The 14115-nt window shown below is 59.6% G+C and carries 14 protein-coding genes; 5 read left to right on the forward strand and 9 right to left on the reverse strand.

The window, feature by feature from the left end; all coding sequences use genetic code 11:
* Window positions 1–90: 90 nt before the first annotated feature.
* The 3 genes from HWW83_RS20350 to HWW83_RS20360 form a co-directional block, all read right to left on the reverse strand.
* Window positions 91–639, reverse strand: a complete 549-nt coding sequence (locus HWW83_RS20350) for a metal-dependent hydrolase (RefSeq protein ID WP_033642861.1) — start codon at window positions 637–639, stop codon at window positions 91–93.
* A gap of 421 nt (window positions 640–1060) precedes the next feature.
* Entirely contained in the window at window positions 1061–1726 is a 666-nt protein-coding gene (gene hxpB / locus HWW83_RS20355) for a hexitol phosphatase HxpB (RefSeq protein WP_033652469.1), read from the reverse strand.
* A gap of 64 nt (window positions 1727–1790) precedes the next feature.
* Window positions 1791–3071 carry an HdeD family acid-resistance protein gene (locus tag HWW83_RS20360; RefSeq protein WP_046686946.1) on the reverse strand — a complete coding sequence of 427 codons (1281 nt, stop codon included), beginning with the start codon at window positions 3069–3071 and terminating at the stop codon, window positions 1791–1793.
* Between the two features lie 185 nt (window positions 3072–3256).
* Here HWW83_RS20360 and HWW83_RS20365 point away from each other — a divergent pair, with 185 nt between their 5' ends.
* Complete coding sequence (locus HWW83_RS20365; protein ID WP_025302601.1) at window positions 3257–3817, forward strand: YniB family protein; 561 nt, start codon at window positions 3257–3259, stop codon at window positions 3815–3817.
* Between the two features lie 35 nt (window positions 3818–3852).
* Here HWW83_RS20365 and HWW83_RS20370 read toward each other — a convergent pair whose 3' ends face one another.
* From HWW83_RS20370 to ghoS, 6 genes are all read right to left on the reverse strand, one after another.
* Window positions 3853–4722 (reverse strand): fructosamine kinase family protein, encoded by an 870-nt coding sequence (locus HWW83_RS20370; protein WP_033642864.1) that lies wholly within the window; start codon window positions 4720–4722, stop codon window positions 3853–3855.
* 240 nt (window positions 4723–4962) lie between these two features.
* On the reverse strand, window positions 4963–5817 hold the full coding sequence (locus HWW83_RS20375) for a metal ABC transporter permease (RefSeq protein ID WP_033642865.1): 855 nt from the start codon (window positions 5815–5817) through the stop codon (window positions 4963–4965).
* Window positions 5817–6677: an iron/manganese ABC transporter permease subunit YfeC gene (gene yfeC, locus HWW83_RS20380; RefSeq protein ID WP_016927980.1), complete on the reverse strand. Its 861-nt coding sequence runs from the start codon at window positions 6675–6677 to the stop codon at window positions 5817–5819. The genes HWW83_RS20375 and yfeC overlap by 1 nt, the downstream gene beginning before the upstream one ends.
* On the reverse strand, window positions 6677–7567 hold the full coding sequence (locus tag HWW83_RS20385) for a manganese/iron ABC transporter ATP-binding protein (RefSeq protein WP_033642866.1): 891 nt from the start codon (window positions 7565–7567) through the stop codon (window positions 6677–6679). Before HWW83_RS20385 ends, yfeC begins: the two co-directional genes overlap by 1 nt.
* Window positions 7564–8508 (reverse strand): metal ABC transporter substrate-binding protein, encoded by a 945-nt coding sequence (locus tag HWW83_RS20390; RefSeq protein WP_033642867.1) that lies wholly within the window; start codon window positions 8506–8508, stop codon window positions 7564–7566. The genes HWW83_RS20385 and HWW83_RS20390 overlap by 4 nt, the downstream gene beginning before the upstream one ends.
* Window positions 8509–8639: 131 nt before the next feature.
* Window positions 8640–8939, reverse strand: coding sequence for a type V toxin-antitoxin system endoribonuclease antitoxin GhoS (gene ghoS / locus HWW83_RS20395; protein ID WP_033642868.1), 300 nt, complete (start codon window positions 8937–8939; stop codon window positions 8640–8642).
* 109 nt (window positions 8940–9048) lie between these two features.
* On the opposite strand from ghoS, the gene HWW83_RS20400 reads away from it, so the two are divergent.
* From HWW83_RS20400 to HWW83_RS20415, 4 genes are all read left to right on the forward strand, one after another.
* Window positions 9049–9714 carry a transglycosylase SLT domain-containing protein gene (locus HWW83_RS20400; RefSeq protein WP_004931439.1) on the forward strand — a complete coding sequence of 222 codons (666 nt, stop codon included), beginning with the start codon at window positions 9049–9051 and terminating at the stop codon, window positions 9712–9714.
* Between the two features lie 304 nt (window positions 9715–10018).
* Window positions 10019–10744 carry a gluconate 2-dehydrogenase subunit 3 family protein gene (locus tag HWW83_RS20405; protein ID WP_033652465.1) on the forward strand — a complete coding sequence of 242 codons (726 nt, stop codon included), beginning with the start codon at window positions 10019–10021 and terminating at the stop codon, window positions 10742–10744.
* Window positions 10745–10746: 2 nt separating this feature from the next.
* Entirely contained in the window at window positions 10747–12528 is a 1782-nt protein-coding gene (locus HWW83_RS20410) for a GMC family oxidoreductase (RefSeq protein ID WP_004931432.1), read from the forward strand.
* 12 nt (window positions 12529–12540) lie between these two features.
* Window positions 12541–13878, forward strand: a complete 1338-nt coding sequence (locus HWW83_RS20415) for a c-type cytochrome (protein WP_047576030.1) — start codon at window positions 12541–12543, stop codon at window positions 13876–13878.
* The last annotated feature ends 237 nt before the right edge of the window (window positions 13879–14115 follow it).

The following is a 14115-nucleotide window of genomic DNA, read 5'->3' on the forward strand; positions in this document are numbered from 1 at the left end:
CTTATATCCAAATGGAATTTGATATAGCTTTTTGTGTGTTTTTGTTCGTTTTATATACTTCAAGGTGATGGGTTAAGCGTTTTTTTGTGATCAGAGTCTGATATTTCTGATTTGCTCGACATAGGATTGCACCGGCAGGGTGAAATCACCTTGCCAGCAGATGGCAAACGCCACCAGGCACAGACACAGCACCCGCTCCAGCTGGTTGCCTTTTTGCGAGTTGAGCAGCGGCAGGCGAAAACGCCAGCGGCACGGCCACAGCAGCGGTACGCCGGCGGGCGTGAGCATGTCGGCCAGCAGATGGCTGAAGTAACCGATGATCATGGCGTGCAGCGCGTCGGCCGGGATCGGCCAACTGCGCGGCACATCAAGCTGAAACAGCGCCATGCCGCCGGCGATCGCCAGCAGGCTGTGGGTGAAACCGCGGTGGCCGAAGGCGCGGGCGATGGGAATGGCGATCCAGCGCAGACGCTGGCCCAGCACCGACTTGGGGTGATCTATGTCCGGCAGCAGTGAGGTCAGCAGCGCGGCGGGTATGATGTGCCACCAGTCGCCGGTAGCCAGCTCTGGCGTCACTTCCGCCTTCTTGGCGAAGATCGCGCAAGCGACAGAGAATATAAGGTGTCCTTCCGCGGTCATGCTGTTGCGATTCCGACTGGTAAACTGTTAATTTATCCAGTATATGGGAAAATTCCCAGTAGTGGAAGCAGTTACCCTGTAACCAATTGTTTATTTTCCCCTGTTTTACAACGGCTTGTTACGGCAATGGGTAACAAAGCATCGATTTTGACGGGCGAGAACAAAAAGCGGGCGATGGGGGGCGTATGGCGGTGAGAAAAAAGACGGTTGCTCGGCGTGTGGCGGGAGGAAGCGGCGGCCTTGAACCGCGCTGCGTGGCAGTGACAACGCGCCGCGGGCCGTCGCTTTCCCTGCCATGCAGCATAATGAGAACGTCATGCCAATTCAATAAAATGAAACGGTGTTTCGTTTATTTTGCGGTGCGGATCCCTTTTATGACGCAGAGCGGCAAACCCAGGGCGCCGATGGCCGGCGCCGCAGGTCAGGCAAAGTGGGCGGGGGTGAGCTGTTCCAGGGTGTCCAGCTTGTGGTCCGCCAGCGCCCAGCGCGGATCGTGACGGTATTCGGCTGCCGGGATCACGATGGAACGCATGCGTGCGGCCTTGGTGGCGATCATGCCGTTAAACGAGTCTTCCAGCGTGATGCAGCGCAGCGGATCGCTGCCCAGGCGTTCGGCGGCGATCAGGTAGACCTCCGGGTGCGGCTTGCTGTACGGCAGGTATTCGGCGGAAACCAGCTGATCGAAGTAATCCTCAAGCTCGAACATCTTCAGCACCTGCCGTTGCATGTGCAGCGGCGAGGCGGAGGCGAGACCGATGTTCAGCCCCTGGCGGCGGCACAGCTCCAGCGCCTGCTGAACGCCCGGCAGCAGCGGGCGCGTCTCGTGCACCAGCTCGATGGCGCGCTCGATAATCCGCGCCGACACCTCATCAAGCGAAACCCCTTGCCACGGCATCGCCTGATACCACATCTTCACCACCAGATCGATGCGCAGCCCCAGCGTGTCCGGCAGCTTGTGACGGTCGGACAGATCCAAACCCAGCGCGCCGAAGATATCCAACTCGGCCTGCAGCCACAGCGGTTCCGAGTCGATCAACAAGCCGTCCATATCAAAAATTGCGGTTTCAATGCGTTGCGAATAAGCCATTAGCGGTTAACTCCTGCCGGCGCGGGTGAATGTGCCCGACACTTTATCATCGCCGGTGACGAGACTAAAACCTTTGCCTGCGCGTTTGGCTTTTGCCAAAACGCAGGATATTCCACACCTCGCGCAATTTCAGCCACCAGCGCTGGTGTTGACGCTCGGTGACCTGTTGCAACATGCGTGCGTAGTCCAGCACCAAACCCGGCGTCCAGGTCATGCTTTCGCCGCGGCTGCGCAGTACCGCCAGCATCCACAGGTTGGGATCGAGCACCAGCAACAGAAAGCGGCGCCACAGATGTTTATCGCCCAGCACGCCTTCCAACGCGCTGTCGAGCGCGCCGATGACCGTGGTGGAGCAGTTGCGCCGGGTCAGATTGTAGGTGGCGTCCTGCCGATAACGCAGCCAGAATGCGCGCAGCGCCGCCGGGTTATAGCGGTAGAATTGAATTTTTTTGTCCGGGGGGCACCAGGCGGCGATCTCGCCCGCCAGGTCGGGCAGGAAACGCCCGTCGACGTTGTTCTGTTCGCCGGCATGCAACAACTGGCGGAAATCCTGAACGGAATGGCTGATGTCGTTGAGCGGGTAGTGACTGATATACACATCCGGCGCGAGCGCCAGGGCGGCGTGACCGGTGGAGATATTGCCGCCGCCGTCGACCGCCGCGATGTATCGGTCGACGATATAACGCCGGCGCGGATCTTTAGCCGCACCAATCGGTGTCCAGACATACACCGTGAGCGGCGCAGTCTCATCCTCCGGGTGCGGTGGCTGCCGCGCGGGGTGCTGATTCAGAGAGAAGCTTGTCAGTCTCCGGGCGATACGCAATAAGGCCCAACCGGAAAGCACCATCATCACGCCGAGGCAAAAGGGCACCGTCATCCGATGCGGCGCCGGCCAGCCGACAAAAATCATCAACGAAAGCAGGATCTCGCCGCTGCCCGCCAGCGCCACGCCTTTCCATCGACTGTGTTGAATCACCGTGGAGGAGGCGATGCGCACGGCGCCGTCAAGCAGCAGCGCGCTGCCAAACACCACGGTGGCGACGATGTTATCGTCTGCGGGCACGTCCAGCATTAAAAAGGCCATAAAGACAAAACCCAATCCTTTCAGCAGCACCGGCCTGCTGGCCGAAGAGCCGATCACCAGCGCGGCGGATACCGCCACCAACCCCTCCAGCGCCAGGATGACCGCCAGGGCATCCAGCGCCAGCACCGACCGGCCATCCTGCAGGATGTCGAACAGCATCAGCGCCCCTGCGGCTATCCACAGCCAACCGAACAGCACCAGCAGACGGCGCTGACCGTGCAGCGCCTGCGCGCCCAGCAATAAGATAATCAGTCGAATCATGGCGGCCTCTGCCCGAATGGATAACGTTATCTCTTCAATGATAGTGTGCCGGCGCGGTTAAGTTTTTGATTTCGACTAATTCGGCTAAGCTTGTAGCACAGCGGGAGTGAAGAAAACGGTGGGCGAGTTTCGCCAACAGCAGGTAGACTTAGCCGATTCGGTTACGTCGCTAACAAGGGGAACACATGACGTATCAACAGGCCGGGCGTCTCGCCATTTTGAAACGCATTCTCGGATGGGTGGTTTTTATCCCGGCGTTGCTGTCGACGCTGATTTCCGTGCTGGGTTTTATCTATCAGCACAGTGAAAAAACCAAGGGCATCAACGCGGTGATGCTGGATTTCGTCCACGTGATGGTGGACATGGTGCGTTTCAACACGCCGTTCCTGAACCTTTTCTGGTACAACTCACCGGTGCCCGACGTGGATAAAAGCCTGTTCAGCGGCGCCAATCTGATGTTCATCATCATCTATATTCTGATCTTCGTCGGGCTGGCGCTGCAGGCTTCCGGCGCGCGCATGTCGCGTCAGGTCAAGTTCATCCGCGAAGGGTTGGAAGACCAGATGATCCTGGAGCAGGCCAAGGGCAGCGAAGGGCACACGCGCCAACAGCTTGAGGAGCGCATTACGCTGCCGCACCACACCATCTTCCTGCAGTACTTCCCGCTGTACATCCTGCCGATCGTGATTGCGGTGATCGCCTGGTTCGTGATCCGCCTGTTGGGGCAGTTGGCTGGCGCGGCCTGAACCATGAACGGGGCGCCGCTCGGCGCCCCGGAACGTTATGACGCTTCGGGCTGCAACAGCGCCTCCACCGCGCGTTGGGCAGCCACCAAATGCTGGCCGCCGAACAGATTGCTGCGGTTGAGCAGGTAGTACAGCTGATACAGCGGCTGGCGTTCGATAAATCCGGCCCCCAGCGGCCACACGCTCTGATAGCCGTCGTAGATCTGCGGCGGCAGCTCCGGATACAGCGGCAGCATCGCCAAATCGCACTCTCTGTCGCCCCAGTAGCTGGCCGGATCGAACAGTATCGGCCCGTTGGCGGTCATCGCGCAGTTGCCCGGCCACAGGTTGCCGTGCAGCAGGGAAGGCTGCGGCTGGTGGTGCTGCAAGCGCAGATACACCCGATCGACGATGTCGTCGATGTCGCCGAAGGTCATGCCTTTTTCCGCCGCCAGCTGCAGCTGCCAGCCGATGCGCTGCTCGGCGAAGAATTCCGACCAGCGGCGTTGCCAGGCGTTGGGTTGCGGGGTGGTGGTCAGATCGCTGTCGAAGTCGAGACCGAACTGCGGTTGCTCGCTCCACTGGTGCAGATGCGCCAGTTGTTGCCCCAGGCAGTAGGCGCCATGGGCGTCGAGGGGTTTCAACTGCTGATACTCCAGCAGCAGGAAGCTGTAGTCGCGATCGCTGCCGACGCCGTACACTTCCGGCACCCGCACGCTTTTGCTGCGCGCCAGCAGCGCCAGCTGATCGGCCTCGGCGGTGAATATCGGCAGTTGTTCACGGGCGTCGCATTTCACGAACACCTCGTTGTCACCGTAACTCACGCGCCACGCCGGGTGAATGTCGCCCCCGGGCAGTTCAATCCTTTCGCGTATCTCTGCGCTGCCAAGATGTTCACTTAACAGACGGCTAACGGCTTGCCACATGGTATTTCCCCCTCTGTGCTGCCTGATAATTCATTAGGTTAGCGTCTTTCCCGTGGTGAAAACACGACGCGGCGCACAGCCGGCGTCAAAGGCGGCGATTTTTTCAGCATCCCGCCAGCTCACAGTATATACCCTATTGATTAATTTAAGCGCAATACCGGTTGCAACTTGATGACAACGGATAAGGGGGCAGAGGAAACAGGATGCGGCGGAGAGCGCCGCCGCATCAGAGGAGGGCGTTTAACTGTCGCCCAGGGCGGTTTGGTTACGCTGTAACGGACGCAGTTTACCGTACAGTAAGGCGATAACGAACAGCACGGCCTGTACAATGACGATGCAGGGCCCGGTTGCGCCGTCGATGTGGAAACTGATCAGCGTGCCGAGCACGCAAGAGAACACCGACACCACCGTCGCCACCATCAGCATGCGATCGAAGCGGCGGCACAGCATAAAGGCGATGATGCCGGGGGCGATCAGCATGGCGATCACCAGGATCACCCCCACAGCCTGCAGCGAGGCGACGATGGTCATCGCCAGCAGACACAGCAGCCCGTAGTGCAGCAGCTTGACCGGCAGGCCAATCACCCGCGCATGGTGCGGATCGAAACAGTAGAGCATGAAGTCTTTGCGTTTAAGCAACACCACCGCCAGGGTGAAGCCGGCGATCAGCAGGGTTTGCTTCAGCTCGCCGTCGGTGATGCCCAGCATGTTGCCGAACAGAATGTGGCTCAGGTGCTGGTCGGTGTCGATGCGCGAGAACAGCACCAGGCCGAAGGCGAACATGCCGGAGAAAACGATGCCCATCACCGTGTCTTCTTTCACCCGGCTGTTCTCTTTCAGGTAGCCGGTGGCCACCGCGCAGAAGATGCCGGAGAGGAAGGCGCCGATCGCCAGCGGAATGCCGATGACGAACGCCACTACGATGCCGGGCAAGACGGCGTGCGAGATGGCGTCGCCCATCAGCGACCAGCCCTTGAGCACCAGATAGCAGGAGAGCACGGCGCATACCACGCCGGTGACGATGGCGGCGACGATCGCCCGCTGCATGAACGGGTAGGCGAAGGGTTCGCTGAGCAGTTGGTAGAGCGTGTCCATCAGCGGCCTCCGGTTGGTGACTGTGCTACGCGACGTTTTGCCGCCAGCAGGCCGTGTTTCGGCGCGAAGCAGAACGCCGCCAGGAACACCAGCGTTTGCAGGGTGACGATCACCCCGCCGGTGGCGCCGTCGAGGAAGAAACTCAGGTAGGCGCCGATGCCGCTGGTCAATGCGCCGATGATGATGGCGATGATCACCAGCCGGCTGAAGCGGTCGGTCAGCAGATAGGCGGTGGCGCCCGGCGTGATCACCATGGCGATCACCAAAATGGCGCCGACGGTTTGCAGTGCGGCGACGGTGCAGGCGCTGAGCAGGGTGAAGAACAGGATCTTCAGCTTCAGCGGCGACAGGCCGATCGACACCGCGTGGCTTTCGTCAAAGAACACCGCCAGCAGATCTTTCCACACCAGGCACAGGATCAGCAGCGAAACGCCGATGATGATTTCCACCTGCAGCACGTCTTCGTCGGCGATGCCGAGGATATTGCCGAAGATGATCGACTGTACGTTGACCGAGGTGGGGTTGAGCGACACGATCAGCAGGCCGACGGCAAAGAAGGTGGAGAAGATAAAGCCGATGATGGCGTCTTCGCGCAGCCGGGTGATGTGGCGCACCAGCGTCATCGCCAGCGCCGCCAGCATGCCGGTGAAGAAGGCGCCGGCGGCGTAGGGCAGGCCGAGGGCATAGGCGCCGGCCACGCCGGGCACCACCGAGTGCGACAGCGCATCGCCCATCAGCGACCACCCTTTCAGCATCAGGTAGGCGGACAGAAACGCGCAGGCGGCGCCGACGATGGCGCTGACCCAGATGGCCTTCACCATGTAGTTATAACTGAAAGGTTGCAGCAGAAGGTCCAGCATCAGGATTGTTTCTCCCTGGCCTGACTGTTGGCAGGCGGATCGCTCTTGGTGTGGCCATAGAACACCGCCGGGCGTTCATCGTCGGTCAACACCGTGACGGTGCGCGGATCGTTGTCGTCGTGCAGATCCGGGCCGGAGAGGTTGATATGGCGCAGCACGCCGCCGAACGCCAGCTCCAGATTGCTCTGGGTGAAGGTGGTTTCGGTCGGGCCGGCGGCCAACACCGTGCGGTTGATGAGGATCACCCGATCGCAGAACTCCGGCACGCTGCCGAGGTTATGGGTGGAAACCAGGATTAAATGCCCCTCGTCGCGCAGCGAGCGCAGCAGATCGATAATGGCATTCTCGGTTTTCACATCCACGCCGGTGAAAGGCTCATCCAGCAGCAGCACCGTGCCCTGCTGCGCCAGGGCGCGCGCCAGAAACACGCGCTTTTTCTGACCGCCGGAGAGTTCGCCGATCTGCCGGCCGCGCAGCTCGCTGAGGCCGACGCGCTCCAGCGCCTTGTCGACCCGCAAGCGATCCTCGCGCGACGGAATGCGCAGGAAATTCATCTTGCCGTAGCGGCCCATCATCACCACGTCTTCCACCAGCACCGGGAAGTTCCAGTCGACGTCTTCGGTTTGCGGCACGTAGGCGATCAGGTTCTTTTTCAGCGCGTCCGCCACCGGTTTGTCGCTCAGCGACACCCGGCCGCTGGTGGGCTTGACCAGCCCCATGATGCTTTTGAACAGCGTCGATTTACCGCTGCCGTTAACGCCCACCAGCGCGCAGATAGAACCGCCGCTCAGGGTAAAACTGGCGTTATGAATGGCGGTGTGCCCGTTGTTGTAGGTCACGGTGACGTCGTCCACGCTCAATTCAGGGCGGACAAACAGCTCATGGGTCATTGATCGAATCCTTTGGCGATGGTTTGCACGGTGGTGTTAAGCAGATCGATATAGGTCGGCACCGGGCCATCGCGGGTGGACAGCGAATCCACGTACAACACGCCGCCGTATTTGGCGCCGGTCTCTTTCGCCACCTGCCTGGCCGGCTTGTCGGAAATGGTGCTCTCGCTGAACACCACCGGAATATGGTGGGCGCGCACCGCGTCGATCACCCGGCGGACCTGTTGCGGCGAGCCTTGCTCATCGGCGTTGATCGGCCACAGATAGACTTCTTTCAGCTGATAGTCCTGCGCCAGGTAGCTGAAGGCGCCTTCACTGGTCACCAGCCAACGCTGCGCGGCCGGAATGCGCGCCAGGCGTTCGCGCAGCGGAGCGTCCAGCGCGCCGATTTTCTCTGCGTAGGCCTTGGCGTTGCGGTTGTAGGTTTCCGCATTGGCCGGATCGTGCGCCACCAGCGCTTTACGGATGTTTTCGATATATACCAGCGCGTTGCTCGGTGACATCCAGGCATGCGGGTTCGGGTTGCCGTTATAGGGCCCTTCACGGATCGGCAGCGGGGTGATGCCTTCGGTCACGACCGCCGCCGGCACCTGCTTGATGTTCTCGAAGAAGCGCTGGAACCAGCGTTCCAGGTTCATGCCGTTCCACAGGATCAGGTCGGCGTGCTGCGCTTTGACGATATCGCGCGGGGTGGGCTGGTAATCGTGGATCTCGGCGCCCGGTTTGGTGATGGATTCCACGACGGCGGCGTCACCCGCCACGTTCTGGGCGATATCCTGAATGATGGTGAAAGTGGTCACCACGCGCAGCTTTTTTTCCGCCAGCGCGGGTTGGCTGACCAGAGCGGCGCCGAGCAGCAAACAGGCGAGCGTGAAGGGGCGTAACAGTGCGGCAGCGCGGGGAGGGCGACTGCGACGAAAAGCGCAAGTTATCAATGGCATGATGACGTCTCCTGGTTCAAATGAAAATGATTATCAATATCAATTGAAGCGAAGTCAAGCGTCACTTGCCCACCGCCGGCGGGGCTATTTCTCCAACTGAAAAATAATACCGTCCGGGGAGTTATAGCATTTTATGTATCAGTATGTAACCGCTGAAGGTAGTCCTTACAGGTGCAGATCGCCACCTCCGGCTGTTTTCCCAAAGCCAACTGCCCGAACCCCTGCGCCAGACGCTGCACATCCTCTTGATCCAGAACGGTTATGAACGCAAAACTGTTGCTGCCGAGTTCATGATGAACGCCATTTTCGTCTGTCACCGACGTGACAAAACCTTCACGGGTCAATTGCCCGGTCAGCTTGGCCAGGTCGGTCAGTCCCGCTTCCTGATAGCGAAAAGTCACCACAAAGCAGCTTGTTGCAGATTGACTCATAAATCACCTCTTGGTATATGGATAGCTTGAGATTAGTCCAAAAAATTACTGCAGGTGTCCTTACAAGTTGTATATGCTACGCAACTCATTGAAAGGAGTGAGGGATTCTGTGAAAACAAAAATAGGTTGCCTTACGGCAATTTTGCTTTTGTCGGGGTGCGCCAAAGACCCGCAAACGGCGAGCAATATTTCAGGCAGTGGCACAACGCGTGGCGGTTGGTTAAAACCCCCTCCGCAGGCACCGGTAAACCGCACAGGCACCCCGGTTGCTTATAACGATTACATTCGTCAGGCCGCCAGCAACTACGGCGTCGACGAAACGCTGATTAAAGCGATTATTCAGGTGGAGTCCGGGTTTAACCCGAACGTGGTCAGCACCTCGAACGCAGTGGGATTGATGCAGCTGAAGGCTTCTACCGCCGGCCGCGACGCCTATCGCATGAAAGGACGAAGCGGGCAACCCAGCTCGCGTGAGCTGAAGGATCCGGCGGTCAATATTGATCTGGGAACGGCCTATATCAATATTCTTCAAAGCCAGCAGCTAGCCGGGATCAACAACCCACAGACTTTGCGTTACGCCACCATCGTTTCGTATGTGAACGGGGCGGGCGCCATGTTGCGCACTTTCTCCTCGGACAAGCGCGTGGCGGTTAATCGCATCAATCAGATGAGTCCGGATGAGTTTTATCAGCACATCCAGAAAAAGCACCCGGCACCGCAGGCGCCGCGCTATTTATGGAAAGTGACCACCGCTTATCAGGCGATGTCGCAGTAATCCCATCCTTTGAATCGGCCGCCGAACGCGGCCGATTTTGTTTTCGGCGTCAGTTTTTAGCGCGACCCGCCTCTCATTTTTCGTTATTTCCTCATCGCTTATCAGAAAAACCGCACAAAAAGTTAAATTTACGTTAGCAGATAAATCTTTACGTTCATTCAATAAGTTACCGGTAACATTTTTGCTTTTGCTCGCATTCTGACCTTCAATAAATAGACAAATAAGTAACAAATTATTTTAAAAACCCGTATCGATCGCAAGGTTGCGGTTAAATAGTTGTGACTATCTTTGGATGGAATGTGACATGTCGAATCATAAAACCAACAATTCGCGGCGCGATTTCTTGTTGAAATCGATGACCTTAATTCCTGCGGCGGTAATTGGTGGCAGCGGCGTTGGCGCGCTGACGGCCCCAGCACCAGCGGTCGCTGCCTCGAACACTTCAACGCAGAACGATTACCAACCGACCTTTTTCACCCCGGAAGAGTGGGCCTTCATCAAGGCCGCCGTCGCGCGCCTGATCCCGGCCGACGAACGCGGCCCTGGCGCGCTGGAAGCCGGCGTGCCGGAGTTTATCGATCGCCAGATGAACACGCCGTACGCCACCGGTTCCATCTGGTACATGCAGGGGCCGTTCAACCCCGATGTGCCGAAGGAAATGGGCTACCAGCTGCCGCTGGTGCCCAAGCAAATCTACAACCTCGGCATCGCAGACGCCGACGCCTACAGCAAGAAAACCGCCGGCAAGCCTTTCGCCGAACTGGATGGCGCGCAGCAAGACGCCCTGCTGCAAAAGTTCGAGTCCGGCGAGGCGGAGTTCCAGCAACTGCCGTCGAAACTGTTCTTCTCCTATCTGCTGCAAAACACCCGTGAAGGTTTCTTCAGCGATCCGATCCATGGCGGCAACAAAGACATGGTTGGCTGGAAGCTGATTAATTTTCCGGGCGCGCGCGCCGATTTTATGGACTGGGTTGAGCGAGGGGAGCGTTATCCCTTCCCGCCGGTCTCGATTCGTGGGGAGAGGGGCTAACCATGGCAACGGTAATGAAAAAAGTAGACGCGGTGATCGTCGGCTTCGGCTGGGTGGGCGCGATCATGGCCAAAGAGCTGACCGAGGCCGGCCTCAACGTGGTGGCGCTGGAGCGCGGCCCGATGCGCGACACCTACCCGGACGGTTCTTATCCGCAGGTGATCGACGAGCTGACCTATAACATTCGACGCAAGCTGTTCCAGGATCTGTCGAAAAGCACCGTCACCATTCGCCACAACAGCAGCCAGACCGCGGTGCCTTACCGCCAGCTGGCGGCGTTCCTGCCGGGCACCGGCGTCGGCGGCGCCGGTCTGCACTGGTCGGGCGTGCATTTCCGCGTCGATCCGATCGAACTGCGCATGCGCAGCCATTATGAAGAACGCTACGGCAAAAACTTCATTCCGAAGGACATGACCATCCAGGACTTCGGCGTGACCTACGACGAGCTGGAACCGTTCTTCGACAAAGCGGAGAAAGTGTTCGGCACTTCCGGCACCGCCTGGACCATCAAAGGGCAGAAAGTGGCGCAGAAGGGCGGTAACCGCTTTGCGCCGGATCGCTCCGACGACTTCCCGCTGCCGGCGCAGAAAAACACCTACTCCGCCCAGCTGTTCGAGAAAGCGGCGCTGGAGGTGGGTTACCACCCTTACAACCTGCCGTCCGCCAACACCTCGGACTCTTACACCAACCCGTACGGCGCGCAGATGGGCCCATGCAACTTCTGCGGTTTCTGCAGCGGCTACGCCTGCTACATGTATTCCAAAGCCTCGCCGAACGTCAACATCTTGCCGGCGCTGCGCATGGAGAAACGCTTCGAGCTGCGCACCAACGCCAACGTGCTGAAGGTCAACCTGACCGATGATAAGTCCCGCGCCACCGGCGTGAACTACGTCGATGCGCAGGGCCGTGAGATTGAACAGCCGGCCGACCTGGTGATCCTGGGCGCGTTCCAGTTCCACAATGTGCACCTGATGCTGCTGTCCGGCATCGGCAAGCCTTACGATCCGGTGACCGGCGAAGGAGTGGTCGGGCGCAACTTCGCCTACCAGAACATGACCACCATCAAGGCGTTCTTTGATAAAGACGTCTTCACCAACCCGTTCATCGGCGCCGGCGGCAACGGCGTGGGCGTGGATGACTTCAACGCCGACAACTTCGATCACGCCAAAGAAGGCTTCGTCGGCGGTTCGCCGTTCTGGGTCAACCAGGCGGGCACCAAGCCGATCTCCGGCCTGCCGACCCCGCCGGGTACCCCGGCCTGGGGCAGCAAGTGGAAAGCGGCGGTGGCGGATGCCTACACCCACCACGTCTCGATGGATGCCCACGGCGCGCACCAGTCGTACCGCAACAACTATCTGGATCTCGATCCCAACTACAAGAACGTGTTCGGCCAGCCGCTGCTGCGCATGACGTTCGACTGGCAGGAAAACGACATCAAGATGGCGCAGTTCATGTACGACAAGATGGCGCCGATCGCCAAGGCGATGAACCCGAAACTGATCGCCGGCAGCCCGAAAAACGCCAACAGCCACTTCGATACCACCAGCTACCAGACCACCCACATGAACGGCGGTGCGGTGATGGGGGAAGATCCGAAGACCAGCGCGGTCAACCGCTATCTGCAGAGCTGGGATGTGCACAACGTGTTCTCGATCGGCGCATCGGCCTTCCCGCAAGGGCTGGGCTACAACCCGACCGGCACCGTGGCGGCGCTGGCTTATTGGTCTGCCCGCGCCATTCGCGAGCAGTATCTGAAAAACCCAGGCCCATTGGTGCAGGCATAAGGACGGCGAACGATGAAAGCATTTGTACCGGCACTGGTTCTCAGTGCAGTGAGTTTCTCCGTTTGGGCGCAGGACGCCACCGTCAGCAGCGAGCTGATCAAGCGCGGCGAGTACCTGGCGCGCGCCGGTGACTGTGTGGCCTGCCATACCGATGGCAAGAACGGCAAGACCTTCGCCGGCGGCCTGGCGATGGAGACGCCGATCGGCACCATCTACTCGACCAACATTACGCCGGACAAGAAAACCGGCATCGGCGATTACAGCTTCGAGGATTTCGACAACGCGGTGCGTAAGGGCGTAGCCAAAAACGGCAGCACCCTGTACCCGGCGATGCCGTACCCGTCGTTCGCGCTGGTGAAAGAGGACGACATGCGCGCCATGTATGCCTATTTCATGCACGGCGTGCAGCCGGTGGAGCAGGCCAACAAGGACTCCGACATCCCGTGGCCGCTGTCGATGCGCTGGCCGCTGAGCATCTGGCGCGGCATGTTTGCGCCGTCGCCGGCGGATTTTGTCGCCGACGCCAAGGCCGATCCGGTGATTGAGCGCGGTCGCTACCTGGTGGAAGGCCTGGGCCACTGCGGCGCCTGCCATACCCCGCGCAGCATCACCATGCAGGAGAAAGCGTTGAGCAACAGCGAAAGCGACGACTACCTGTCCGGGAGCAACGCGCCGATCGACGGGTGGGTGGCTTCCAGCCTGCGCGGCGACCGCAAGGACGGCCTGGGCAGCTGGAGCGAAGCCGAGCTGACCGAGTTCCTGAAAACCGGCCGTAACGACAAAGCCATCGTGTTCGGCGGCATGAGCGACGTCGTGGAGCACAGCCTGCAATACCTGAGCGACGACGATCTGACCGCCATCGCGCGCTACCTGAAATCGCTGCCGCCGAAAGACGGCAAGCAGCAGGCGGCGCCGGTCGAAGACAGCGTGGCCAAGGATCTGTGGCGCGGGAATGACAGCAAGCCCGGCGCGGCGCTGTATGTCGATAACTGCGCGGCCTGCCACCGCACCGACGGCGTGGGCTACAAGCGCGCCTTCCCGTCGCTGAAGGGCAATCCGGTGGTGCAGACCGAGGACGCGACCTCGCTGATCCACATCGTGCTGACCGGCAACACCACGCCGGCGGTGCAGGGCGCGGTGTCCAACATCACCATGCCGCCGTTTGGCTGGCGTTTGAACGACCAGCAGGTGGCGGACGTGGTGAACTTCATCCGCACCAGCTGGGGCAACAGCGCCAAACCGGTGAGTGCCTCCGACGTGGCCGACGTGCGTAAAGACCGCTCGATGATCCGCGACGAGAAGGAGATGGGCAGCGCCGAGGTGCCGGACCATCCGGACGCGAAGAAGTAAACCGCTTAAGGGCTCCGCAAGGGGCCCTTAGTTTTTCCTGCCTGCGCCGTTTTTTTCAGCATTTCCTGTTCGCAAATCGTTCGTTCGGCCGATAAAACATAGACCCGCAGCGGATTTTTCATTATCCTTTGCCGTCCTTTCATCAGGCGTAAGTATGAAATATCGCTTTAATTCACTGATTACTATTAAAAAATTCGCGGAGAAGGATATCCCGTTAGGCGCAATCGTTGGCGCCGC

Source organism: Serratia ureilytica (assembly GCF_013375155.1).
GTDB classification, from domain to species: Bacteria; Pseudomonadota; Gammaproteobacteria; order Enterobacterales; family Enterobacteriaceae; genus Serratia; species Serratia ureilytica.